Here is a 25157-nt window from a genome sequence, read left to right as displayed (position 1 = left end):
ATTCTGAATCCACCAATCCCATCCCGGTAATTTATCAGAGTGGATACCTAACCATTAAGGGGTATGATGAACGTTTTGGCATGTATCGCTTAGGTTTTCCCAACCGTGAAGTAGAAGAAGGATTTGTTCGTTTTTTGCTTCCTTATTATGCAAATGTAAATAAGGTCGAGTCCCCGTTTGAAATTCAGAAGTTTGTCCGTGAAGTGGAGGCGGGTGATTATAACTCTTTCTTCCACCGCCTGCAAAGCTTCTTTGCAGACACTACTTACGAAGTGATTCGGGATCAGGAACTACATTACGAAAATGTTCTTTTTATCGTTTTTAAACTGTTAGGCTTCTACACCAAGGTAGAGTATCATACGAGTGAAGGGCGCATTGATCTTGTCTTGCAGACTGATAAATTTATTTATATCATGGAATTTAAGCTGAACGGTACGGCAGAAGATGCTTTACAGCAGATTAACGACAAGAATTATGCTCTTCCTTTCGAAATGGACGGACGTAAACTCTTTAAAATAGGAGTAAATTTCACTGCGGAAACCCGTAATATTGAAAAGTGGATTGTAGAAACAAAAAACTAGCCCGGCAAATAGTGAGGCTAGTCTTTTGAAGTCATAAGTCTTTTTATTCTTTTATTTCTGGAACCAATATAAATTTCGTATCCGGGAAATACTTCTTCAACCAGTTTTGAATGAAGTTCATCGTATCATTTTGAATCGTTTTATCTTTTACGGTAGGATACATATTATAAAGTACTGTATCCAGTACAATACCGCGTTTTTGTATAGCTTCAAGGCTAAGCAAAGTATGATTGATACTTCCCAATTTACCGGAAGTAACAAAGATAAGTGGATAATTCTCTTGGGCAATGTAGTCTATTGTCAGAAGCTCTGTCGTTAATGGAACCATTAAGCCGCCTGCACCTTCGAGCAGAACTGAATCATAGCGTTCGCTCAATTCTTCTGTAGCACGTTTGATTTTGTCGAAGTCGATGGGACGGTTATCCAGTTGGGAAGCTAGATGAGGAGAGGCGGGATAAGAGAAAATTTCCGGCATAGTCAGTCCTTCTTTGTCTTCTTCTGTAAAGGGGATTCCCATAATACGACGATGCAAATCAATATCCTCGGAGTGACCGATGTTTCCTGTTTGGATAAACTTTTGAGTGATGGTACGCTGTCCGTTCTTGTTCCATTCACGAGCTAGAAATCCGGTGGCGTAGCTCTTGCCGGCATCGGTGTCGATACCGCTTACGAAATATACATTCTGTTTCATACTTTTTTCTTTTTTGCGATGATATAAATGGGGTGATAGGTCAGGGACACTGAAGTGCCTTGGGTGAATTCTTGTGTGTAACGTTCACTGAATAACTGCAAGTCACGACGTGTCCGCAGTTGTTGGGAAGAGGTGCCGGATATTCCGGTTACTCCTGTCTGCTTCAAATGATAAAGTACTTTTAGTGGGTTATCAAACGAAAGAGAAATAAGTTCTTCTTCCGAATGAAGTATGTCAAAGTGGGATGACAAGGCTTTAACAAGCTCTTCACGTGAACGATAAGGGAGTCCGTTTCCTGTTAACTCTCGTATCTCTTTCATATTCTCTTTACCGAAAGTGCTGAAAGCGAAATAGCCTTGGTTATTAAGCAGGGCGTTGCACCTTTTGAAAAAGTTTTCAGGAGATTCGAACCATTGCAGAGCCGAGCAGGAAGTAATTAATGTACTTTCAGCGGGGAAAGGAACTGTCTCTGCATCTCCCGGAAGAAAGGAAACCTGTTCTTTTCTTAATATATCCTCGCAACAGTACTTCATTTCCGGGCAAAGGTCGTTTAGCAATAATTCTTTCGGCCGAAGGGCCTGAAGTAGCATACGGGAATAAATACCTGTGCCGCATCCGAACTCAATCACTTTTGAACAGGGAAAAGAGATGTGTTTTGTAAGCAGGTGAATCATTTTATCTGCTATCTGCCGCTGTACGTTTGCTTCCTGGGGATAAGTAGCAATGGCTTTAGAGAAACGTTCGGCGATTAGTTGTTTATCCATAAATCGATCATTAGTTGATTTGCATGATTACACTATCAAAAAGGTCTTGTTGATAATGAGCGGCTTCTATATATTCAAGGGAATCCACTTGGTTTCTCCATGCCAACCATTGGCTATCCGGCAGGAAGATACGGTCGCTCTTTCCTATGATGGCTCTTTGCCATGCAAAATCCGATGGTGGCAATGATAAGTATTGCTTTTGTATGGCAGCAAGCTCTTCTTTGAGCTCTTCAACGGGACGTTGGGGAGCTACTGTCTGAAAAGCCTTGTAATCGGCTGCTGAACCGCACATTCTTCTTTGAAACTTTTGCAGGGATTGTTCATTCAGTCCTTGCAGGGTTCCTTCGAAAATGGTAGGAGTAATCCCTTTCGTTTCATGTATAGGAGAAAGAGTGCCATTGATAGCGATACTTTGGGAAAGGGGCAGGGATGGATATTGTTTCATTATCTGTGAGGCTGCCCATACTCCCATTGACCAAGCAATGAGGGTGATTTCGGAATATTCTTGCAAAATGTCGGCATCGAACTCTAATGAACGATAATCATAGCAAATCATCCAGTCCTTATCGGTCGGGTGAATTTGCAGGAATGGAGTTTCATCCATTCCCCAGCCTGCGAAGAAAAGCAATAGATGCTTTTGATTATTCTTTATGATAAAATACTGTTTCATCCGTTTATCAGTTTAATGAGTTGGTCGATTTCATGTTCGGTGATGTCCGCTGTCAGTGAGAAGCGGATGCGTGAAGTCCCTTCGGGAACCGTAGGCGGACGTACCGGCAATGCGTAAAATCCTTTGCGTTGGAGTTCTTCTGCTTTCAATATGGTATCTTCACTTGCTCCGACAATCATAGGGACAATATGGCTTACCGAGGGGCAATTGTATCCTTTGGTTGTAAGGGCTTCCTTTAGCTTTTCACTGATTTGTAGCAGGTGAGTTCTCTTCTGTTGTAAAGCTGGAAGACGTTCTAACACCCATGAAGTCCACTGAATATTGATAGGTGGAAGAGCGGTTGTGAATATAAACGTGCGCATTTTATTGATTAGATATTCCCGAATGAGTTGTCGGCAGACAATATACGCTCCTGCCGAGGCAATGGCTTTCCCGAATGTACCTACTAGAAAGTCTATATCGTTGATACATTCTTGTTCTTCAGCACATCCTAATCCTTTTTTCCCTCGTACACCAAAAGCATGAGCCTCATCTATATAAAGAAGAATATTGGAATAGCTCTTCTTGAGTTGAATGAGAGCGGGAAGATCAGCTTCATCGCCATCCATGCTGAAGATACTTTCGGTAACAATAATAATCTGCTCATAAGCGTTATGATTTTCAGCAATCAGTCGCTGCAACTGGGAAATATCATTGTGACGATACCGTATACATTTAGCTGATGATAATTTAATCCCGTCTATCAGGCTTGCATGCACCAGCTTGTCAGCAAGAATCAGGGTGTGAGTATTGCAAATGGCAGGAAGTATTCCTGTATTGGCATGATAACCACTATTGAATATGAGTGCACTTTCGGTTCCGAACATGGTGGCTAGCTGTTGCTCCAACTTCTGATAGTCACTAAAATTACCGGTCAATAACCGGGAAGAAGAGGAGGTGGGCAGGAAAGTTTCGGGAGTGAGCGTCCTTAAGAATTCCTCCCTCAATGAAATGTCATTGGCCAGTCCGAGATAATCATTAGAAGATAGGTTCAACATTCGTTGTCCGTTCAGCAGAACATCTCGCCCCTCGTGGATTAGCGGTGGGAGAGAACGGTAATTCTTTTTCTCTTTCAAGGTTTGGAGTTCCTGGTTTATATACTCTAATGTCATGAATTGTTATTTTAAGTAATCAGTATTCGATAGATGAATGATTGAAAGTGTAATCTGTTGCTTATAAGATGTTTATCGTCAGAAGGACTATCCCGGAAGTTTCTCACCGACCAAGGCATCCTTCCTCGGTGAGGAAAGGTCCGTTCCTCACCGAGGAACAGATCCTTGGGTGAAAATCCGGTAATATTCTTTTTATCTGTCATCTTTTTTGAATGACTTTAAGTAACCCGGAAGTCAGTTTGCTTAATTGTTCCGGAGTAATGATGAAAGGCGGCATTAGATATACCAGTTTGCCAAAGGGACGTACCCAGATTCTTTCTTCCACAAATCGTCGTTGCATATAGGCCATATTTACCGGACGCTTCATCTCAATGACTCCGATAGCTCCGAGTATTCGTACATCAGCTACTTCCGGAAATTTCCGTGCAGGTGCCAGTTCTTCTTTCAGTTGAGTTTCGATTCGCTTCACATTCTCTTGCCAATCGGATTCGAGTAATAGGCGAACGGAAGCGCAAGCCACTGCACACGCAAGTGGATTACCCATAAATGTAGGCCCGTGCATAAAAGCTCCCGGTACATGGTTGGAGATGGTATCTGCTATCCGGTTACTGGCTAATACAGCAGAAAGTGTCATATATCCTCCGGTCAGTGCTTTGCCGATGCACATGATATCCGGTTCTACTCCGGCGTGTTCCCACGCAAAAAGTTTGCCGGTACGTCCGAATCCCGTTGCTATTTCGTCGAAGATTAGAAGAATATTGTGCTTCCGGCAAAGCTTTTCTGCTTCACGCAGATACTGCGGATGATAAAACCACATTCCACCTGCTCCTTGTACCACCGGTTCCAGGATAAGCGCCGCCAACTCTTTTGAATGTTTTTCAATTATCTCTTGCAGAGGCAGTATATCTTCCGGATTCCATTCTCCGTCGAACCGGGAAGTGGGGGACGGGACAAAATAACGTACAGGCAATGCCGAACCGAAAAGACTGTGCATACCCGTCACCGGATCACATACAGACATGGCATTCCACGTATCACCGTGATAGCCGGAACGGATAGTCACGAAATTGTTCTTTTCCGGTTTTCCTGCTGCATACCAATATTGTACAGCCATTTTCAGTGCCACTTCTACGGCTACCGAACCGGAGTCTGCATAGAATATTTTCTGCATGGAGGGAGGAACCAAAGGCAATAATAGTTTCCCCAATTCAATGGCCGGTTCATGCGTCAGTCCTCCGAACATGACATGAGACATTTTATCTAATTGTTCTTTTGCCGCCTGATTCAATACCGGATGATTATATCCATGCACTGCACACCACCAGGAAGACATTCCGTCAATGAGCGTTTGTCCGTCTTCGAGGGTAATGGTAACACCGTCTGCCCGTTTCACTTTATATACAGGAAGCGGATCGGTGGTAGAAGTGTACGGATGCCAGATATGTTCGCGGTCAAATTGGGAAGCGGCGAAATGATAACCTTCTTCCTGAATCATCTTTTTGTCTTCCGATACTTTGGAACCGAGAGTTGTCAGCAGGTCACCTACGATAGCCGAGTTAATACCGATATATAATGCTTTGTGCATCGCCTCGGAAGAAAGTTGTGAACGTCCTCCGGCAAATCTTAGAAAAGCTGTCGGATTAATAAAACGAAAGATAGCGATGGTTTTAAGTATTTCTTCTTCGCTTAAAGGCTGCTCGTTTTCCAGTGGAGTTCCCGGAATCGGACTAAGCAGGTTGATAGGTATGGACTGAACATTCAGTTCTTTTAAAGTGAAAGCAAATTCAATCCGTTGCTCCATCGTTTCTCCCATACCGATGATACCTCCGCAGCAGATATCCATGCCTACACGACGGGCTGCATCAAGAGTAGCTCGTTTTTGTTCTTGTGTATGCGTAGTACAGAGTTTGGAAAAATAAGACGGAGCTGTTTCCAGGTTACAGTGATAACGGGTGATTCCGGCTTCGTATAGGGAACGTAGCTCTTCTTCGTTAAGTAACCCCAGAGAAGCACAGAGCTGAATGGACGAGTGACGTCGCATTTGACGAACGGTATCGCAAAGTTGGGTAATCTGTTTGGGAGATGGTTTTCGTCCGCTGGTAACGAGAGAGAAACGGTTGACGTCCTGGGCTTCATTGTATTTCGCCTGTCGGAGACATTCTTCAGCGGGAAGGAGATCGTAAATCTCGGCTTTAGTCTTGTAGTGAGAGGATTGTGCACACCATTTACAGTTTTCCGGGCATCGGCCGGACTTGGCGTTGATGATGGAACACATGTCGAATTCGTGCGAAGCACGTGCGACGGTAATCTCATGCGCGGCGGCATATAGCGCCTCGCTGTCAGCCATGTTGGCTAGCCAAGCGGCTTGGTCGGGCGAAATATCAATGCCTGCCAACACTTGGTCTTTTATTTCCTGAAGTGTCATAAATGTATGATAAGGGATAGTAATTTTAGCATTCTGCTTGCGAAGGGCAACGTCCACAACATTGATGTGCAGATGACCGATTTGGAATTCACGTCCCATACTCGCAAAAGCGGCATAGTTCTTTCTGCCCCAATAACGGAAGCGGGAAAGAAGGGTACGTGTGGTCTGTATGTGGCGTTGTTGCTTCATTGATTTTTTACTTTTGTTCGTTAGAACGTGGCAAATGTACAAAGATTCTTTGGATAAGCAAGCAAGTTTACGATTTCTGATATCCGTACTTTTATTTCTTTTTCCTGTATTCTTTGCGTAAGTTGAAATTGAATCCGGCATATATCTGAAGAGTGCCGAAACCATTGTCTACAGAGAAATTATTCCGGTGGTAATTATAGTTTTTCCCAACGAAAGAAGTACCTATAAAGTATTTTCCGTTATTATAAACAACCCCTGCACGGAGTAGAAAATCCAGATTAAATTTGCCGTACCATGCTTTTCCTTCGTGAGTTTCCGCATCTACATCAGAGGCTTTATAGGCAATGGCAGGGGTGAGAGACAAACATGCCAGGCAGTTGCGGGCAAAGACCCAGTTGTAGGCATATCCGAAACTGATATTGGCATTGGTATATTTTATATCCTTGACTTTCATACCGGGATTCATTGTCTGCTGTAGAAAAACAGGAAGTTCTGTGTAGTCGAAGTCGAGATGATGCTTTGAAATAGAAAAACCGGCAATAAATGTTCCCGCGTTGCGTCGTTGGTTGGTGGACTGGCTGAAGGCGGCCGGATAAGAGAATTTTCTGTTATTGAAGATATAATATAAGTTCAGCCCTTTTATATCCACCTTTATTCCACTGAAATCCTCGGAATAGTTGGAGGGAATATCTTCAGAAAATCCTCTGATCTTATGTATCTTGTAATTGTTTCCGGTACGGCGGTAGAATATATCTACACCAAGTTTGGAACTATATAAGCTAAGGTCAAATTCTGTACCTCTATTCTTCCGGTTGGTTTTCCGATAGATATCATCCACATCTACGGACCATCCCAGGAAAATCCATCGCCAGCCGAAATACAATCCTATTTTATTATGCGGGTTGGGAGAGAAACTAAGTTTTTGTGGTTGAGGCTGTTCGCTGGTGACAGAGTAATATTCGAAGTTGCTGAAATGAGTAGCCATCAACGCATAATTATAACGGTTCGGGCTGATATAGAGCGTATCGAAATCACTGAAATTCATAAATTTCTTGATTGCTCTTTTGAAAGGACTGGGCTGGGTGACCGTTGTGGAATCTATTCTTGTACTATCATTTGTAGAAAGGGCTTTCTTTTCACTTTGCGCCTGTAAGGACAGTGAAAATAACAGAAAAAGATATAGAATAACCCGTTTCCCCATGCGGTTCTTTGTTGTTTTAGATGTTTTTCGTTTCACGAATGTACTACCTTTCGTTGATTTATGCTAGTAATCTTCTAAAAAATGTTTCGTTTCCTAAACAAAAAAGTTCAATATACTGTTAGTTACAACAAGCAAATAAATCTTAAGCCACAAAATTATGAGAATCTATTTACGTTTATTAGTCGTGTCTCTTCTGCTTTTTGCAGGAAATATAGTATATGCGGAAGCACAGCAGGAGAAACGCGTGACGGGTACGGTGACTTCTGAAGGGGAGCCCTTGCCTGGTGTCTCCGTACAATTGAAAGGAGCATCCTCCGGCACCATCACTGATATTGATGGAAATTATTCAATTGAAGTTCCTGCTACCGGCACTTTAGTGTTCCGCTTTGTAGGAATGAGATCGGTAGAGCAACCGGTGAATAACCGAAGTGTGATTAATGTCACGTTGGAATCGGAAAGTAAAGAACTGGAAGAAGTAATGGTAGTAGCTTATGCTACCGCTAAGAAGTATAGTTTTACCGGAGCAGCTTCGACGATGAAAGCAGGTGAGATTGAAAAGCTACAGACTTCGAGCGTATCGCGCGTATTAGAAGGGACGGTGTCCGGAGTGCAGGCTAGTGCGGCAAGCGGGCAGCCGGGTACGGATGCGGAAATCCGTATTCGTGGTATCGGATCTATCAATGCATCCAGTGCTCCGCTTTATGTGGTGGACGGTGTTCCGTTCGACGGTAGTGTGAACTCTATCAATCCTGATGATATATCTTCGATGACAGTATTGAAAGATGCGGCTTCTGCTGCTTTATACGGTTCACGTGGCGCAAATGGGGTGATTATTATCACAACCAAGCAGGGAGATCAAAATACCAAAGCGACCGTAAAGGTAAAAGCCTCTTTAGGAGGTTCCAATCGTGCCGTGCGTGATTATGATCGTGTCAGTACCGATCAATACTTTGAATTGTATTGGGAAGCACTTCGCAATCAGTACGCCAAGAGCGCGGATTATACTCCGGCAACTGCTGCGGCACAAGCATCCAAAGACCTGGTTACGAAATTGATGGGAGGTGGACCGAATCCTTATGGTCCCCAATATGCGCAACCGGTCGGTACAGATGGAAAATTGGTGGCAGGTGCCCGCCCATTATGGAATTCAGACTGGAGTGATGCCATGGAACAACAAGCACTTCGCACAGAGTTGAATCTAAGCGTTTCCGGAGGCGGAAAAGCAAATCAGTATTTCTTTTCAGCCGGCTACCTGAATGATAAAGGTATTGCGCTTGAATCGGGTTATCAGCGTTTCAATCTTCGTTCCAATATCACCAGCGAAATGACTTCTTGGTTGAAGGGAGGAGTCAATTTGAGTTTTGCACATTCTATGCAGAACTATCCGGTTTCTTCTGACTCCAAAACCAGTAATGTGATTACTGCAGGACGTACCATGCCGGGATTTTATCCGATTTATGAAATGAATACCGACGGTAGCTACAAATTGGATGAGAATGGAGACCGCATTTATGACTTCGGCTCTTATCGTCCTTCCGGTTCGATGGCAAACTGGAATCTGCCGGCTACTTTGCCTTTAGACAAATCAGAACGAATGAAAGATGAAGTCTCCGGTCGTACTTTCTTGGAAGCTACGATTATTGAGGGATTGAAATTCAAGACTAGTTTCAACTTTGACTTGATTAATTATAATACGTTGGATTATACGAACCCCAAATTGGGTCCGGCTAAAGAAAACGGCGGCGGCGTCAGCCGAATGAATACCCGTACTTTCTCCTGGACATGGAATAATATTGCTACGTATGACAAGACAATTGGTGAACATCATTTTAATGTTCTTGCCGGTGTGGAGGCCTATTCTTACCGCTACGATGAACTGACGGCATCACGTTCCAAAATGGCGCAGCCTGATATGCCGGAGCTGGTAGTCGGTTCACAGTTGACCGGAGGTTCGGGGTATCGCATCGACTATGCGTTGGTGGGTTATCTGACTCAAGCATTATACGACTATCAAAATAAATATTTCTTCTCGGCATCCTATCGTCGCGACGGTTCTTCACGTTTTGCGCCGGAGACCCGCTGGGGAAATTTCTGGTCGTTGGGTACTTCCTGGCGTATCGACCGGGAAGAGTTTATGGCAAGTACTTCCGACTGGTTGTCTGCCTTGACTCTGAAAATGAGCTATGGTGCGCAGGGAAATGATAACCTGGGTACTTATTATGCGAGTAAAGGACTTTATACCATTGTTTCCAATTTGGGAGAAAATGCGTTAGTGTCCGACCGTATGGCGACTCCGAATCTGAAATGGGAAACAAACCTCAACTTTAATGTAGGTATCGACTTCTCCCTGTTCAATAACCGTTTTTCCGGTTCATTTGATTTCTTTACACGTCGTTCGAAAGACCTGCTTTATTCACGTCCGATAGCTCCTTCCCTGGGATATGGTTCTATTGACGAAAATGTAGGAGCCTTGAAGAATACAGGTATAGAAATGGTGCTTAACGGAACGATTATCAATCAGAATGGTTGGGTATGGAAACTGGGTATGAACTTGACGCATTATAAGAATAAGGTGACGGATCTCCCATTGAAAGATATGCCGCGAAGTGGTGTGAACAAGTTGCAGGTAGGTCGTTCGGTGTATGATTTCTATATGATAGAGTGGGCGGGAGTAGACCCGGAAAATGGAGATCCGCTGTGGTATAAGAATGAGGTGGATGCAAATAAGAATCCGACCGGAAAACGTGTCACAACAAATGATTATGGTTCGGCTGACTATTATTATGTCAACAAATCGTCTCTTCCGAAAGTATATGGCGGATTCAATACGTCTCTTTCTTGGAAAGGATTTGATCTTTCGGCTATCTTTGCTTACAGTATCGGTGGATATATCTACAATCGTGATGTTACAATGATTCTGCACAATGGAAGTTTGGAGGGTCGCGACTGGTCGACGGAGATTCTAAGAAGATGGACTCCCGACAATCGCTATACCGATGTCCCTGCTTTGAGTACTACTTCTAATAACTGGAACTCGGCTTCCACTCGCTTCTTGCAGAATAATTCGTATATGCGATTGAAAAACCTGACACTTTCCTATAACTTACCCAAACAATGGATTAGTAAGTTGTCATTGAGCAGTGTGCAGGTATATGTACAAGGAGATAATCTGTTTACCATTCACCGGAATCAGGGACTAGACCCTGAACAGGGAATTACCGGTATCACTTATTACCGTTATCCGGCTATGCGAACCATCTCCGGAGGTATCAATGTTTCTTTCTAAATTCAGACTAAATTATGAGAAAAATAAAAATTCAATCCATTCTTGCGGCAGTTGCCGGACTTTTCCTGGCAACGAGTTGTAGCAGCAGTTTTTTGGATACGGACCCCACAGATGCGGTAAGTTCGGATAAGGTATCTGTACCCGAAAATGCGGAGGCACTTGTGAATGGTGCCTGGTATAATCTGTTTGATTATTCAAGTACCTATGCCAATATCGGTTATCGGGCACTTCAGTGTCTGGATGATATGATGGCAAGTGATATTGTTTCCCGTCCGAAATATGGTTTTAACTCTTCGTATCAGTTTAATGATATAGCGCAATCCTCAAATGGTAGAACAGAGTTTGCCTGGTATCTGATATATAAAACGATAGATAATTGTAACACTGCCATTTCTATCAAGGGGGATTCGGAAGAACTCCGTCAGGCACAGGGACAAGCATTGGCATTACGCGCCTTTTGTTATTTGCACTTGGTACAGCATTATCAATTCACCTACTTGAAAGATAAAGATGCTCCGTGTGTTCCTATATATACCGAACCTAGCAATAGTTCCACTGTACCGAAAGGAAAATCAACAGTGGCACAGGTTTATCAGCTTATTTTCGACGATCTCACTTTGGCGAAGGACTATTTGAAAAACTATGTCCGCAGCGGTGATAATCAAAAGTTCAAACCAAATGTTGCAGTGGTTGACGGTCTTTTGGCTCGCGCTTACTTGCTGACCGGACAATGGGAAGAAGCCGCAAAAGCTGCCGAAGCAGCACGTGCAGGATATACGTTGATGACAACTACAGCCGAGTACGAAGGTTTTAATAATATTTCCAATAAAGAATGGATATGGGGATTTCCTCAAATTCCTTCCCAATCGGATGCCAGCTATAATTTCTATTATTTGGATGCAACATACGTAGGAGCATATAGCAGCTTTATGGCTGATCCCCATCTGAAAGATACATTTACCGAAGGTGATATTCGTTTACCTTTGTTTCAGTGGATGCGTGAAGGATATTTGGGATATAAGAAATTTCACATGCGTGCAGATGATACGGCTGATCTGGTCTTGATGCGTGCTGCTGAAATGTATTTGATAGAAACGGAGGCGAAAGTTCGTGACGGCGTAGCGTTGGCCCAGGCTGTAGCTCCATTGAATACATTGCGTAATGCCCGTGGAGTAGGGGATTATGAGGTGACAGGAAAATCACAGGAAGATGTAATCAATGAGATTCTGATGGAACGTCGCCGTGAACTTTGGGGGGAAGGATTTGGTATTACCGATATACTTCGTACACAAAAGGCAGTAGAACGTGCTGCTTTATCGGATGAAATGCAGAAGACAGAAGTCGATTGCTGGCAGGAGGGTGGTAGCTTTGAAAAACGAAATCCTCTGGGACATTGGTTCCTCAACTTCCCGAACGGTAAACCGTTTACAGTAAATAGCACCTATTATTTGTATGCTATTCCACAGAAAGAAATTAACGCTAACCCTAACATATAAATAGCTCTCTTAATTTTTTGACTTTGACCTTAACTTGTAGACCGGTATACGTCGTGACGATGCATACCGGTCGTTTTCTTTGGAAAAGAGGGAGCGCAAAATGTGACACACCCCATTTTATTTAATCTAATCTTATTCTATTTTTTTCTTCTTCAAATTCGGTAAAAAGAATGTGACCAATCCTAGTAGCGGCATATAAGCACAGATATTATATACATATTCAATACTCGTTTTATCCGCTAAATTACCGAGTACGGCAGATGCTACACCGGCCACTCCGAAAGCAAATCCAAAGAACAAGCCGGATATCAATCCAAGTTTGGTAGGAAGCAACTCTTGGGCATAAAGCAATATGGCAGGAAAAGCGGAAGAAAGCATCAATCCCACACAGAAGCTAAGGATAATAGTCCACAGCAGATTGGCATGGGGCATTAGTAAGCTAAATGGGGCAGCTCCCAAAATAGAAGCCCAGATCACATACTTCCGACCAATTCGGTCACCGACAGGTCCACCAATTAATGTTCCGATAGCAGTAGCTACCAGAAAGATAAATAAATATAGTTGCGAATCTTGTACGCTTACATTAAATTTATGAATCAAGTAGAAAGTATAATAACTCGTGAGACTTGCCATATAGATATATTTGGAGAAAATCAGAATCAGCAATATCGCGATTGAAAGGGCTGTCTTATCCATAGGCAAAGGAAGATGAACAGGTTTTCTGACACTGACGGTCTGTGCTTTCATCCGGTTTAGATATGATTTATACCATTTGCAAATTGGGTACATCACTCCGATAGCAGCTAAAGCCACAAATGCAAATACGATGAGATGTTGTCTGCCATAAGGAGCCACCAACAGAGCAACCAGTAAAGGACCTAATGAACCTCCGAAGTTACCACCTACCTGAAAGAGTGATTGTGCTAGTCCACGTTTCCCGCCAGAGGCAAGGAATGTGATACGGGAGGCTTCCGGATGCAGTACGGAAGAGCCAATTCCGATTAAGAATACGGAGGCTAATATCCAGTATAGATTATCAGAGAATGCTAAGTTTATCAAACCAATCAGTGTAAAGCTCATTCCGATAGGCAACGACCATGCAACGGGATATTTATCAAAAATGATTCCGGTAATCGGTTGAAAGACCGAAGCCGAAAGCTGATAAACCAGTGTGATAAGGCCGATTTGCGCAAAACTTAATCCTAAATCATCTTTGAATAGTGGATAAGCTGCTGAAACAACGGACTGTAAAAGGTCATTGAGACAGTGTGAAAGACTTAATGCGATTAAGATGGAAAATGTAATTTTTCCTACGGGTTGTTCCTGATTTTGTACCATGATACCTATTGCTTTAGAAGTGTTCCTGAAAAATTGGCTGCAAAGGTACGCAAACTTTCCCGTTTCTCTAAGACTAAGGATTCTAAATTGTCGTTAATTCAATTTTGACTAACCGAACTATTCTCCGTACTTGCTGTTGTTAAATAAAAAAGGAGGATTATATGGGCTTTATTTGGTATATCATTATTGGTATTGTGGCTGGATTCCTCGCAGGTAAAGTAATGCGCGGCGGAGGTTTTGGTCTTATTATAAATTTATTACTTGGTATTCTTGGAGGTGTACTGGGCGGTTGGGTATTTGCCCTTTTCGGACTGTCAGCTTCAGGATTGATCGGAAGTTTGATAACTTCCACTGTAGGGGCTATCCTTGTATTATGGATTGCTTCCTTATTCTCGAAATCTAAATAGATATTTATATAATTTATTTTTAATCCTAAAAACAGAACTTAATTATGGAATGTAGACATGGAAATTTCTGGATTGGACTCGGAATTGGGTCAATCCTCGGCGCAGTAGCTTATCGTCTTTCACGTACAGCAAAAGCAAAACAGTTGGAAAGCGAAATTTATAATGCTATCCATCGTATAGGTCGCGATGCTGAAATAGCAGCTGCTCATGCTGAAAGAAAAGCAATGGATCTTGGACTTAAAGCAGTAGAAACCGGTGCGGAAATTGCTGATAAAGTAGCGGCAGAAGCCGACAAAATGGCCGGAAAAGCAAAAGATAAGTGGGAAAAGTAAGAATCCCAAAACGGGTAATCGATTTAAATATAATTGGTTACCTGTTTTATTTTTTGTATATTTAATCTTTTATCCCTAGCTTTATTTAGTCATCGTATCAATGTGTGTGCGAACACATTTAGGCTAATCTTCTTTATTATTATCGTTTCCTTCAAGAATTGGGAGTTACTTTCTCTCTAACTTTTCATCTGAAAAGAGTCTTTTTCTCTATACTATCTTTACTTTTTCTTATGTTTAACAACATGTATATTTTCTGTTTGTTGGAGTTAATTATTTGATTATTAATTGTATATGTTTGTTTTGATATAATGTGTGTGCGCACACACTATTGCTTAATTCAATAATTCATTTTACTTTTGCCGATGAAAAACAAGATGCTTATCAATATATGGATAAAGAGTTTTCAAATATTCGGATTGTAGACATTGCTAAGATGGCAGGTGTCTCTGTTGGCACGGTAGACCGTGTAATCCATAATCGTGGAAGAGTATCTGAAGAAAACAGGAAAAAAGTACAGGCTATCTTGGAAATGGTACATTACCAACCAAATCTGATGGCACGTTCATTAGCTGCCTCCAAAAAACAATATCATATCCTTGCAATAACTCCTTCTTTTGTGCAGGGGGAGTATTGGGAAGCTATTTCGGAAGGTATAGATAAAGCTGCGGCGGAAATGGAATCATATAATATCACCATTACCAAACTCTTTTTCGATCAATATAATAACAAGACTTTTGATGATATCATCCGAAATCTGCTGAATGAGAAAGTGGATGGGGTATTGATTGCGACTTTGTTTACAGATTCTGTTATCCGGCTTTCGCAGGAGCTTGACAGGAATGAAATACCATACGTGTATGTTGACTCCAACATTGGAGGGCAGCATCAATTGGCTTATTTTGGAACGGAATCTTATGATGCCGGAGTGATTGCTGCCAGATTATTGATGGACAGGCTTCCTTCTTCTTCCGACATATTAATGGCACGGATTATTCATAGTGGGAAGAATGATTCTAACCAGGGAAGGAACAGGCGCGAAGGTTTCTGTCATTATCTCACTGAAACAGCGTTTAATGGAAATCTGCATGAAGTAGAACTGAAAATAAATGATTCAGTGTATAACTTCATGAAACTGGATGAAATCTTTGAAGCTAATCCGAATATTAAAGGCGCTATTATCTTTAATTCAACTTGCTATATTTTAGGAAATTACCTGAAAGCAAGAGGAATGCAGGCTGTCAAACTGGTTGGTTATGATCTTATCGGCAGAAATACGCAATTACTTTCCGAAGGTGTGATAACCGCATTGATTGCGCAGCGCCCCGAGCGTCAGGGGTACGATGGTGTTAAATCATTGTGTAATCATTTGCTGTTCAAGCAGAATAGTGAGAAAGTGAATTTGATGCCTATCGATATTCTCCTTAAAGAGAATCTGAAATATTATCTGAACAATAAATTATAAACATATAAATTTATAAGAACCATGAATGAATTATTTAACGTAAAAGACAAAGTAGTTGTTATCACCGGCGGAGCTGGTATTTTAGGTAAAGGTATTGCTGCGTATCTCGCAAAGGAAGGCGCAAAAGTGGTTGTACTCGACAGAAGTGAAGAAGCTGGAAAAGCATTGGTAGACAGTATCAAAGCAGAAGGAAATGAAGCAATGTTCCTTTACACTGATGTGATGGATAAGGAAGTGCTGGAAGGCAACAAAGTGGAAATTATGAAAGCTTATGGCCGTATTGATGTTTTGTTGAACGCTGCTGGAGGTAACATGGCAGGTGCAACTATCGCTCCGGATAAAACTTTCTTTGATTTACAGATTGACGCATTTAAGAAAGTGGTGGATTTGAACCTTTTCGGTACAGTATTGCCTACAATGGTATTTGCTGAAATTATGGTAGAACAGAAGAAAGGTTCTATTGTAAACTTCTGCTCTGAATCAGCTCTTCGTCCATTGACTCGTGTCGTTGGTTATGGTGCAGCTAAAGCAGCTATTGCTAACTTTACTAAATACATGGCTGGAGAACTGGCATTGAAATTCGGTAATGGCTTGCGCGTAAATGCAATTGCTCCAGGCTTCTTCCTGACTGAACAAAACCGTACATTATTGACTAATCCGGATGGCTCTCTGACTGATCGTTCAAAAACAATTCTCGCTCATACTCCATTCAACCGTTTCGGTGAGCCGGAAGATCTTTATGGAACAATCCATTATTTGATTAGCGATGCTTCCAACTTCGTAACAGGTACAGTAGCTGTAATCGATGGTGGATTTGATGCATTCTCAATTTAATAAATGGGGAATTGGGAATTAAAAATAGAGAATTGGCTGCGTAGCATCCGTATGCCGACTCTCAACTTTTAATTTTCAACTTTGATTTCTTAATTCTTAATTTTCAATTCTTAATTTAATAACAATATGTATTTATGTGAACAAACTTGGCGCTGGTATGGTCCTAACGACCCCGTTAGCTTGTGGGATATTAAGCAGGCAGGCGCTACCGGTATAGTAAATGCTCTTCATCACATTCCGAATGGTGAAGTGTGGACAGTAGAAGAGATCATGAAACGTAAGCAAATGATTGAAGAAGTAGGTCTGACATGGTCTGTGGTAGAAAGTGTACCTGTACACGAACATATCAAGACACAGACTGGTGACTTCATGAAATACATTGAAAACTATAAGGAAAGTATCCGTAATCTGGCGAAGTGTGGCGTAATGGTAGTTACTTATAACTTTATGCCCGTACTGGACTGGACACGTACTGACCTTGCCTATACAATGCCTGATGGCTCTAAAGCTCTTCGTTTCGAAAAGGCGGCTTTTGTAGCCTTTGATCTTTTCATCCTGAAACGTCCGAACGCAGAAAAAGATTACACTCCTGAAGAAATAGCTAAAGCAAAAGCTCGTTTCGAACAAATGAGTGAAGATGATAAGAAACTGTTGGTTCGCAATATGATTGCCGGACTTCCAGGTTCGGAAGAAAGTTTCACAGTAGAGCAATTCCAGCAGGCATTAGACCGTTATAACGATATTGACGCTGAAAAGCTCCGTTCCAACTTGATTTTCTTTTTGAAAGAAATTGCGCCTGTTGCCGATGAAGTAGGCGTGAAGCTGGTGATTCACCCGGATGATCCTCCTTACACTATTTTAGGTTTGCCACGTATTTTGAGTACGGAAGACGATTTCAAAAAACTGATTGAAGCCGTGCCTAACGAATCCAATGGCCTTTGCTTATGTACAGGTTCTTTCGGAGTGCGTGCCGACAATGACCTTGCAGGCATGATGGAACGTTTCGGTGATCGTGTAAATTTTGTTCACCTGCGCAGCACACAACGTGACGAAGAAGGAAACTTCTATGAAGCGAATCATCTGGAAGGGAATGTAGACATGTACAATGTGATGAAGAGCCTGATTCTTCTGCAACAACGTCGTAAATGCTCTATCGCTATGCGTCCCGACCATGGTCATCAGATGATTGATGATTTGAAGAAAAAGACAAATCCGGGATATTCTTGTCTGGGACGTCTTCGCGGACTGGCAGAACTTCGTGGCTTGGAAATGGGTATCGCTAAATCTATTCTTTAGTTGAAGTTTTAATTAGCACTTTATTATAAAAACACTATGACTATTATTGATCGTGATAATAGTTGTAGTGTTTTTTTTATTTATTCTTTTTCACTTGTTGAGGGATAAGTGAGGCGAATAAGTCTCCAACATGCGTATCTTTATCGGCTTTTTTTGCTTTCTTCGGTTTGGGAGGATCGGGGATAATAAGCAAAGCTATTTGTGCACAAGCTTCTGCGTCAGCAATGTTATCAGATGTGCTTGACTTTAACGTTTGTTGGCTGTTGTGGCTTAGAAGCGTGAGATACTTTTCGATTTACTACTTCTAGTTGATTGTGGTGTAAAGGAATTAATGGTAAATTCACCACACCTAAAGTTGTATTTATCTTGTAATTCTTCCAGTGAATGGATTTCTGCTAGTTCCAAGCATTTAATAAAAACATTTGCACAACCGATAGAATCTCCTTCTGCTCTGTGGTGAGTGCCGAATGGTATTGTTAAAGCTTCGCATATATTGGGTAGAGAATAACTACTACAGCCCTTTACTATATATTTAGCGGTTCTATAGGAACAGAAGTGTTTAAATGTTGGGAATGGCATATTATTAGCAAGAAACGTGTCTTTTAGGACATACATATCGAAACTGCTATTATGAGCGACAACTACATTATTGGTTAAATAAGTCTCAACTTCCTTCCATACTATAGGGAATGGGGGAGCATATTCAGTCATTTCTGGAGTGATATGGTGGATGCAGATATTAAAGTAATCATACCTATTATCTTCTGGTTTAACAAGCCATGATTTACTCTCAATTATTTTAGAGTTCTTTACAATAGCAATACCAATTTCACAGATAGAGTTTCTATGAGAAGTAGCTGTTTCCAAATCAATAGCAACGAAATCTAAGTTCTCCATATATGTCTTATATTATGTGAGATACAAATATAGCAAGATTATGTTTGATTCTGATTATATATGCTATACTTCTTTATAATTGGGTAGCTCTAATAAAGTGCGAAGAAGTTCATCTTTATTCCTATCCTCATCTTTAATATGTTCTTCTAATTCTTTAATATTGGATTCTACAAGTTCATTACATATATCCTTTTGCACTTCCTTTAGCATATCTAAGCTGATTAAAGTTCTCATCTCAAATATATTAACATCCTCTAGTGGACTACCTAGTGTTATGAATTTATCAAAAACGAATATGTAGTTATCGGGATATTTGTCATACCGTATCATTGCTCCTACACTGAAACGCGCTTCATTCTCGAAGAATTTCATTATAACATCTAGTTTATTGCCATGTTTACGTTTAAGAATCCTATCTCTATATCTATCAAAGAAATGTGGTATATATGCACCGTTCTTACCTATTTTAATAGTGGTGCTAGGACAGGTCACTACATATATGCCTTCCGGTTGGCGGTAACATCTTGCAATTAATGGTATAAACTTATGCTTCCAGTATGCATTAAAGCTATATCTGATAATATATATATGACCTGTGTTGGTAGTAATCTTTATAGGTTTAAAAGTGAAATGGTCTATTCCTTTGGTCTGTATATACTTTAGGTATCTATCCTTCATTCCGAAGAAGTCTACTTCCCTCTCTCGGAGATATTCCTCATAATCTATCTTATATTCATCAAGGACTTTTGTATACAGCATAACCTATTAGTATTAACTAGAAAGGGTATCCAAATGGATACCCTAAAGTGTTTACTTAGTAGTATTAATTAGTAGAAGAAGTTAAAATAGCTTCTAGTATGTCTGCTGGAATATCTTTAAGAAGCTTCTTTTGGTTCTCTAATTTGAGTTCCTTGCAGTTCTTAATCCATTCCTCGTACTTCTCGATTTGCCTGTCACACCAACAAACCATATCAGCCGGTGATGCATTATTACCAAACCAAGAGCCATACAAATCAAATGATTGTTCACGACTTAATACTACACAAGTTGCTTCATTCTGATTCTCCATAATGATAAATTAATTAGGGTAAATAAATTAACCTTTAAATCTACTTAAAGGCTTGCCGTTCCTTACGGTATTAGTCCATAAGTTGTTTACAAGTAAACGAACATAAAGCGCAATTAAGCCATTATGGTATCTCTAAATGAAACGTCACAAATGTACGAATATATTTTAAATAAGCAATCAAATCCCATATAATTTATGCTATAAATTAATGTGTTATTGTAGATATATATCATAATAGTCTTGAATGATAGTATGGAACTAGGTATATATTCATAGTAGTTATAATACTTTATAATACCACAGTATCTTATAGTAATACAGCGTACTAATAGACTGTAGTAATCTCTATACATTCTATCAATGTCTTTATAACTAGAATTTGCCTGTTGTCATACTGTAAATATCCAATAAGTGAAAGCCTAATAGGAATAAATTCAAAATCTGATAATAAGGACTAAAATAACAGATAGACTTGAATAAAGTAGAACCTTCATGTCATAAATTCCAACTTTATGTGTACTTTTGAGCATGATTCGTTACAAGTGGGACAGAATAGTTCAGACCATAATATAGTGTACCCTGTGTAATTCTGTCCCATGTGAACAATAATTTAGATAATATGGAGAATACAGAGTTACACAGTACACTTGTTTACATTGAAGAGAAGGAATTTATGTCAGACCTCTATCCGGAAGGTTTGCCCACTAATACCATAATTGACAAGACACTAACCGCCAAAGGTGCGACTACTTGTGAATTGGAAGCAAAGCGTAACTCAATAATTGTTGAGCCTAATGTTCCTGTCATTGTAGGGAAACAAAATAAATACCCTAAAGCATTAGGAGTATGTGAAGGTGTTACAGATGCGACCATTAAAACATATCTACTTGATAAATCTATTCCTCATAAGAAGATTATTGTTACACCAGAAAGCTATTCTAAAGTAAAACGGGCAGCAGATTATGCAAGCATTAATTTATTTAAGGACTTCTTTCTACTGATAGATGAATGTGAGAAGGTTGTACAAGATGCGGAATTTAGACCGAATATAATTCTGCCATTCTTCGACTTCTTTAGCTTTGATAATAAAGCATTAATATCAGCAACTCCCTTGTTACCAAATTTGAAGGGATTTACGAACCATTCATTTACCTGTATTAAGATTATACCCAATTATGATTACAAGAAGGCTCTAAATTTGGTTGGAACCAATAATGTACAACAGGAGTTCATGAATCAGATATTCCAAAGTGGCAACAAGATAGCTATATTCTTAAATTCACCCGAATATGCGAAGGCGTTAATAGAGAAAGCCAATATCAGAGACTGCACTAAAATCTACTGTTCAGATACTGACGGGAATATCGGTAAGTTGCGTAAAGAAGGATATAAGGCAGCAGACCTATTTGTATCTGGTGAGGTATTGGAGCAATATAGTTTCTTTACCAGTAGATTCTATTCAGCAGTTGATTTGGAGACGTCCGACCGACCGGATATAATAATGATGACAGACTGTATCAGCAGACCCCACACAATGATAGACCCATATACACACGCTATTCAGATAATTGGTAGATTCAGAAACGGAATAGGGGATATAACCCATATAACTAATTGGAATAATGATTTGGAATTACAGTCTCGTGAAGAAGTTATAAAAGAGATGAAAGCACAGAAGAATGTCTATGATACTCTTGCTGATGTAAAGGAAGCTCTTAAAGGTAGAGAGAGGGAACTTCTGACGGAGATTCAGGAACGTATTCCCGTTTACAGGTTTCTATTTGAGAATGATGAATATAAAGGTAAGGTAAATCCATTCTTAGTAGAATGTTATATCCAGAAATTCAAGATTGCATCATTCTATCAATATCCACAATATTTAGAGAACGCTTATCGTGAAACGGGACATTTCAATGTATTGTACCATTATAAGCATTACAATGATGAACAACCTCAAACAGTTAACTCCAAGATTTTATCAAGGAAGAGGAAGATTGAAATACTAGAGCGTTTACAAGTTCTTAGACCTAAAGGGTTGGTATTTATGATTCCTTCAGAAGAACAGGAACAGGAATTAGCATCATTAAGACATGAAGCCCCCGAACTGTGTAAGTATTATGAGAAGTTTGGCATTGATAAGATTGTGGAAATAGATTATGATTTATCTACCATGAAACGAGAACTTAAAACAAAGCATAAGGCAGAGATATACCTTGTTCCGATAGATGAAATCTATAATACTATCGTCTTAGGCAAACCTTATTCAGAATCTGAAATCATAGCAACCTTGCAGATGATATATGATAAATATAATCTTGTTGATGATAATAATAAACCATTGAAAGCGAAGGCAACATATTTGAATAAGTACTTTAGAATCTCTGAACGGATAACAATACCGAAGTCTCGCCTCAAAGGGTATATTCCGTTTGAGAAGAAATATTCACTCGAATAATCGAAATGTGGGACAGAACTGTTAAGAGTTTGACTTATTACACTCCGAACGGTTCTGTCTCATTTTTCGGAGATTCATGGCTGCAAGCACTCTCACGTGTGTTTATCCATGCGGACGAGAGCGGAGAGGTGAATACGCAACGCTGACATTCCCTACGGCTTGTCAATCTTGAAATGACCGCTCCGCTCATCTTCCAGACTTGCCGCCATAAATCTAATTCGTTTCAAATGAGTGGGCTAACCTATCCGGCACTTGGAATTTGAGACTGTGACATATCAGAGACGCAAGAATTTACATCGGGCTTTGAACTGCCGACTGATACACCCAGAAGTGAAAAATAATTCAAAGCAAGGTGTGCACTGTTCACCTGCACACCATAAATCGGAGCAGGATTCGTTTACGAGTTCCGAAGCAGTTTCCAAGTTAGCAGGAGAGGGCATATTTTCACTTCACGAAGCTCCCAACACGAAGTTTTAAAATAGTTACCCAACTGTTATGTAGCCTTGCCGAAGTGCAGTATCTTTGCACTACCAACATGAGAATCACTGAAACTACTGAATAACCCAACTTGAAATATATCTGAATATACTTACCGATTCAATCCACCTTATCTTACCAGATTACCTATTTAATAATTATTCATGGTACTAAGAATGAGTGAGGAAACAGAACTTACATTCAAACAGTTACGTGAGCTTGCATTAGCCCACCATATAGCAGATAATAGAACGATGATTGGAATATGGGCTAAGCTCAATGGATATTCCAAGAGACGCAAGCAGAGAGATAACAAGGTTTACACCGTTTACATCAAGATGAATAATGATACATGAATAGTTTCTAATGAAGGGAGGACGGTATAAATGGTTCTCCCTTTTACCGTTAATAAGTGAGCATACTAGGCAGGGTATGTATTTGCAACTAATCATCTAATTAGTATCACTATCTACTAATGTGCTTACTAATACAGCAAAGTTATGTGCAGAAGTATTGATATTACCAGATTATAAAGGTGTGCTTATTCCCCCTTTAGCGGCGTGCTTAATCCCCTTTTGGAGCGTGCTTATTCACCCCCTGTCTACACTCCTAGATACTACACTCCATACAGCCATACTGTAAAGTTCTGACGAACTTTCAGTAGGTGGGATAAGTAGGATATATAAATCAATAATATATGTGGCATTATAATAATAATTTATATGAGAAACTAAGCGAACTAAGGAAAGTGAACAGACTAAGTTCCACTAAAATGAGATTCTTGTTAAAGACCAATCAGATTATTTTGATTAACCATATTGAGCGTTTGCCTTATGAAAGACACGAAACTCCCATTCAAGGAGTACACAGTAATGAGTAATAATCTGATTCAGAATCTAAACTGTTCAGATGTGTACAGGACTTATACCTTGCTACTGACAGCAGATAAAGATTCTTTGGAAACTAATACTACATTAAAACAGCTTGCAGGGTTTGTAGGGGAAGAACTGGATAATTACAAGAAGAGTAAGAGTACATTATCTTTCAATGACAAATTAAGGGCTACAGGCGAGGTTGTTGTACGTGATATAGATTCCAAACGGAAGGACAGACATTGGACTATGTACAGATTCAACCAAGTAGAGCCAGGCAATTATAGAAGAATTGGCAGAGAGTTCTACGATACTTACAATACTTTAGATTTGAAGCTAAGAGGATTCATATTAAAACTATTCAGTGTAACAGAGCCGCATAGCCATGTTATCAAATTATCACCCATAAGGAAATTGGAGAAGCGTATTCACATGGGACATGATACTATTAGTCGGTACATAGGACAGTTAAAGGATTTGGATTTATTGGATGAAATTGGTGACTGTCTGATTCTAAAGGTCAAAGGCTTAATAATAGACCAGCCTAAAGATAAGCAAGTAAAGAAACTAATTGCCATGTTCGACCACATGATAGACTTCAACGAAGGCAATAACAAACCATTATCCAGAGAATGTATGATTTATAAGAAGTATAAGGAGAATGGATTTAAAGATGTCAGGAATATCCACGCTTTTATGAAGTCAATACAAGCAGGTACAGTAGGAAGAAAGCGACCTGTTAAGAAAGATATATCTTATGAGATTATTCTGTAGTTAGTTTGTAAGCAATAAAGCTCCAGACCATTAAACGGGTTTGGGGCTTTTTATGTATATCCCCCACCCAAGAATATAGGTACCTAAAATCATACCCCCGCCCTTTAGATTTAAGTAGTGTTTCTATTTAGACTTTATGCAGTGATAGAGTGAAATATTTGATTCGTCAGTGAGCGTATCAAATGTATATCGTGCATAAGCCCCTTCTATTACCCAAAATACCCCTCACCAATCATTAGGAAAAATGAAAGGATAACATGAATCGCTATTCAGCCCACAAACCTTTTGAACTTCTGAAATGTGCGGACTTATCAACGATTTGTATATGTCTACATATAAAGATGCACAAAGGAAAGTGAATGAATAGTGCTTCATGTTAAGCCCTCATTTTGTCCTTAAATACACTATTTACTAATCTATTATTATGCGTATGGAGAATTTAAAGATTTTATTGACGTTTGGAATAATTCTAATTGTGCCAGTAGTCTTA

21 protein-coding genes are annotated in these 25157 nt (G+C 40.2%); 11 read left to right on the top strand and 10 right to left on the bottom strand.

Translation table 11 applies throughout. The features are described from left to right. The coding region (locus tag KTR06_RS07510; RefSeq protein WP_217290149.1) for a PD-(D/E)XK nuclease domain-containing protein at positions 1-581 on the top strand (581 nt) is incomplete at its 5' end. Positions 582-624: 43 nt separating this feature from the next. Here KTR06_RS07510 and bioD read toward each other — a convergent pair. The 6 genes from bioD to KTR06_RS07480 all read right to left on the bottom strand — a co-directional run bounded on the left by bioD (position 625) and on the right by KTR06_RS07480 (position 7672). After that, entirely contained in the window at positions 625-1272 is a 648-nt protein-coding gene (gene bioD / locus KTR06_RS07505) for a dethiobiotin synthase (protein ID WP_087318330.1), read from the bottom strand. Continuing rightward, entirely contained in the window at positions 1269-2036 is a 768-nt protein-coding gene (gene bioC, locus KTR06_RS07500) for a malonyl-ACP O-methyltransferase BioC (RefSeq protein WP_217290148.1), read from the bottom strand. The genes bioD and bioC overlap by 4 nt, the downstream gene beginning before the upstream one ends. A 10-nt stretch (positions 2037-2046) precedes the next feature. Then, positions 2047-2706: a DUF452 family protein gene (locus KTR06_RS07495; protein ID WP_217290147.1), complete on the bottom strand. Its 660-nt coding sequence runs from the start codon at positions 2704-2706 to the stop codon at positions 2047-2049. Beyond that, positions 2703-3857, bottom strand: a complete 1155-nt coding sequence (locus tag KTR06_RS07490) for an 8-amino-7-oxononanoate synthase (protein ID WP_049702471.1) — start codon at positions 3855-3857, stop codon at positions 2703-2705. Before KTR06_RS07490 ends, KTR06_RS07495 begins: the two co-directional genes overlap by 4 nt. Before the next feature lie 199 nt (positions 3858-4056). Beyond that, positions 4057-6471, bottom strand: coding sequence for an adenosylmethionine--8-amino-7-oxononanoate transaminase (gene bioA, locus KTR06_RS07485; RefSeq protein ID WP_217290146.1), 2415 nt, complete (start codon positions 6469-6471; stop codon positions 4057-4059). A 91-nt stretch (positions 6472-6562) separates the two neighbouring features. Beyond that, on the bottom strand, positions 6563-7672 hold the full coding sequence (locus tag KTR06_RS07480) for a DUF4421 domain-containing protein (protein ID WP_217290152.1): 1110 nt from the start codon (positions 7670-7672) through the stop codon (positions 6563-6565). Positions 7673-7829: 157 nt separating this feature from the next. On the opposite strand from KTR06_RS07480, the gene KTR06_RS07475 reads away from it, so the two are divergent. Together KTR06_RS07475 and KTR06_RS07470 are read left to right on the top strand one after the other, a co-directional pair. Continuing rightward, positions 7830-10958 (top strand): TonB-dependent receptor, encoded by a 3129-nt coding sequence (locus tag KTR06_RS07475; protein ID WP_118219441.1) that lies wholly within the window; start codon positions 7830-7832, stop codon positions 10956-10958. A gap of 14 nt (positions 10959-10972) precedes the next feature. Continuing rightward, positions 10973-12454: a RagB/SusD family nutrient uptake outer membrane protein gene (locus KTR06_RS07470; protein WP_118195356.1), complete on the top strand. Its 1482-nt coding sequence runs from the start codon at positions 10973-10975 to the stop codon at positions 12452-12454. A 132-nt stretch (positions 12455-12586) separates the two neighbouring features. Here KTR06_RS07470 and KTR06_RS07465 read toward each other — a convergent pair whose 3' ends face one another. Continuing rightward, on the bottom strand, positions 12587-13792 hold the full coding sequence (locus KTR06_RS07465; protein ID WP_004313354.1) for an MFS transporter: 1206 nt from the start codon (positions 13790-13792) through the stop codon (positions 12587-12589). Between the two features lie 161 nt (positions 13793-13953). Between KTR06_RS07465 and KTR06_RS07460 the strand changes: the two genes are divergently transcribed. The 5 genes from KTR06_RS07460 to uxuA all read left to right on the top strand — a co-directional run bounded on the left by KTR06_RS07460 (position 13954) and on the right by uxuA (position 18123). Then, on the top strand, positions 13954-14199 hold the full coding sequence (locus KTR06_RS07460) for a GlsB/YeaQ/YmgE family stress response membrane protein (protein ID WP_004313353.1): 246 nt from the start codon (positions 13954-13956) through the stop codon (positions 14197-14199). A 44-nt stretch (positions 14200-14243) separates the two neighbouring features. Continuing rightward, positions 14244-14531 carry a YtxH domain-containing protein gene (locus KTR06_RS07455; RefSeq protein WP_015532932.1) on the top strand — a complete coding sequence of 96 codons (288 nt, stop codon included), beginning with the start codon at positions 14244-14246 and terminating at the stop codon, positions 14529-14531. Positions 14532-14919: 388 nt separating this feature from the next. Continuing rightward, positions 14920-15993 carry a substrate-binding domain-containing protein gene (locus KTR06_RS07450; RefSeq protein WP_117811094.1) on the top strand — a complete coding sequence of 358 codons (1074 nt, stop codon included), beginning with the start codon at positions 14920-14922 and terminating at the stop codon, positions 15991-15993. 21 nt (positions 15994-16014) lie between these two features. Then, the gene (locus KTR06_RS07445) at positions 16015-16827 is read left to right on the top strand and encodes an SDR family oxidoreductase (RefSeq protein WP_005678019.1); all 813 of its coding nucleotides are present in this window, start codon (positions 16015-16017) and stop codon (positions 16825-16827) included. 126 nt (positions 16828-16953) lie between these two features. After that, complete coding sequence (gene uxuA / locus KTR06_RS07440; RefSeq protein WP_008025614.1) at positions 16954-18123, top strand: mannonate dehydratase; 1170 nt, start codon at positions 16954-16956, stop codon at positions 18121-18123. A gap of 270 nt (positions 18124-18393) precedes the next feature. On the opposite strand, the gene KTR06_RS07435 is transcribed toward uxuA, so the two are convergent. The 3 genes from KTR06_RS07435 to KTR06_RS07425 all read right to left on the bottom strand — a co-directional run bounded on the left by KTR06_RS07435 (position 18394) and on the right by KTR06_RS07425 (position 20089). After that, a complete protein-coding gene (locus KTR06_RS07435; protein WP_149942562.1) occupies positions 18394-19020 on the bottom strand; it encodes a 3'-5' exonuclease in 627 nt (208 codons plus the stop codon). 63 nt (positions 19021-19083) lie between these two features. Next, entirely contained in the window at positions 19084-19779 is a 696-nt protein-coding gene (locus tag KTR06_RS07430) for a hypothetical protein (RefSeq protein ID WP_217290145.1), read from the bottom strand. Positions 19780-19843: 64 nt separating this feature from the next. Continuing rightward, the gene (locus KTR06_RS07425; protein ID WP_217290144.1) at positions 19844-20089 is read right to left on the bottom strand and encodes a hypothetical protein; all 246 of its coding nucleotides are present in this window, start codon (positions 20087-20089) and stop codon (positions 19844-19846) included. 619 nt (positions 20090-20708) lie between these two features. Here KTR06_RS07425 and KTR06_RS07420 point away from each other — a divergent pair. From KTR06_RS07420 to KTR06_RS07410, 3 genes are all read left to right on the top strand, one after another. Continuing rightward, positions 20709-22544 carry a hypothetical protein gene (locus KTR06_RS07420; protein ID WP_217290143.1) on the top strand — a complete coding sequence of 612 codons (1836 nt, stop codon included), beginning with the start codon at positions 20709-20711 and terminating at the stop codon, positions 22542-22544. A 5-nt stretch (positions 22545-22549) separates the two neighbouring features. Beyond that, positions 22550-22690: a hypothetical protein gene (locus tag KTR06_RS07415; protein ID WP_217290142.1), complete on the top strand. Its 141-nt coding sequence runs from the start codon at positions 22550-22552 to the stop codon at positions 22688-22690. A gap of 1164 nt (positions 22691-23854) precedes the next feature. Beyond that, the gene (locus KTR06_RS07410) at positions 23855-24667 is read left to right on the top strand and encodes a hypothetical protein (protein ID WP_217290141.1); all 813 of its coding nucleotides are present in this window, start codon (positions 23855-23857) and stop codon (positions 24665-24667) included. Positions 24668-25157 lie beyond the last annotated feature (490 nt).

Origin of the sequence: Bacteroides sp. MSK.20.12, assembly GCF_019052435.1 — a bacterium.
GTDB lineage: Bacteria > Bacteroidota > Bacteroidia > Bacteroidales > Bacteroidaceae > Bacteroides > Bacteroides xylanisolvens.
The sequence above is the reverse complement of the archived record's forward strand: the minus strand, read 5'-3'. Positions and strand labels throughout refer to the sequence as shown.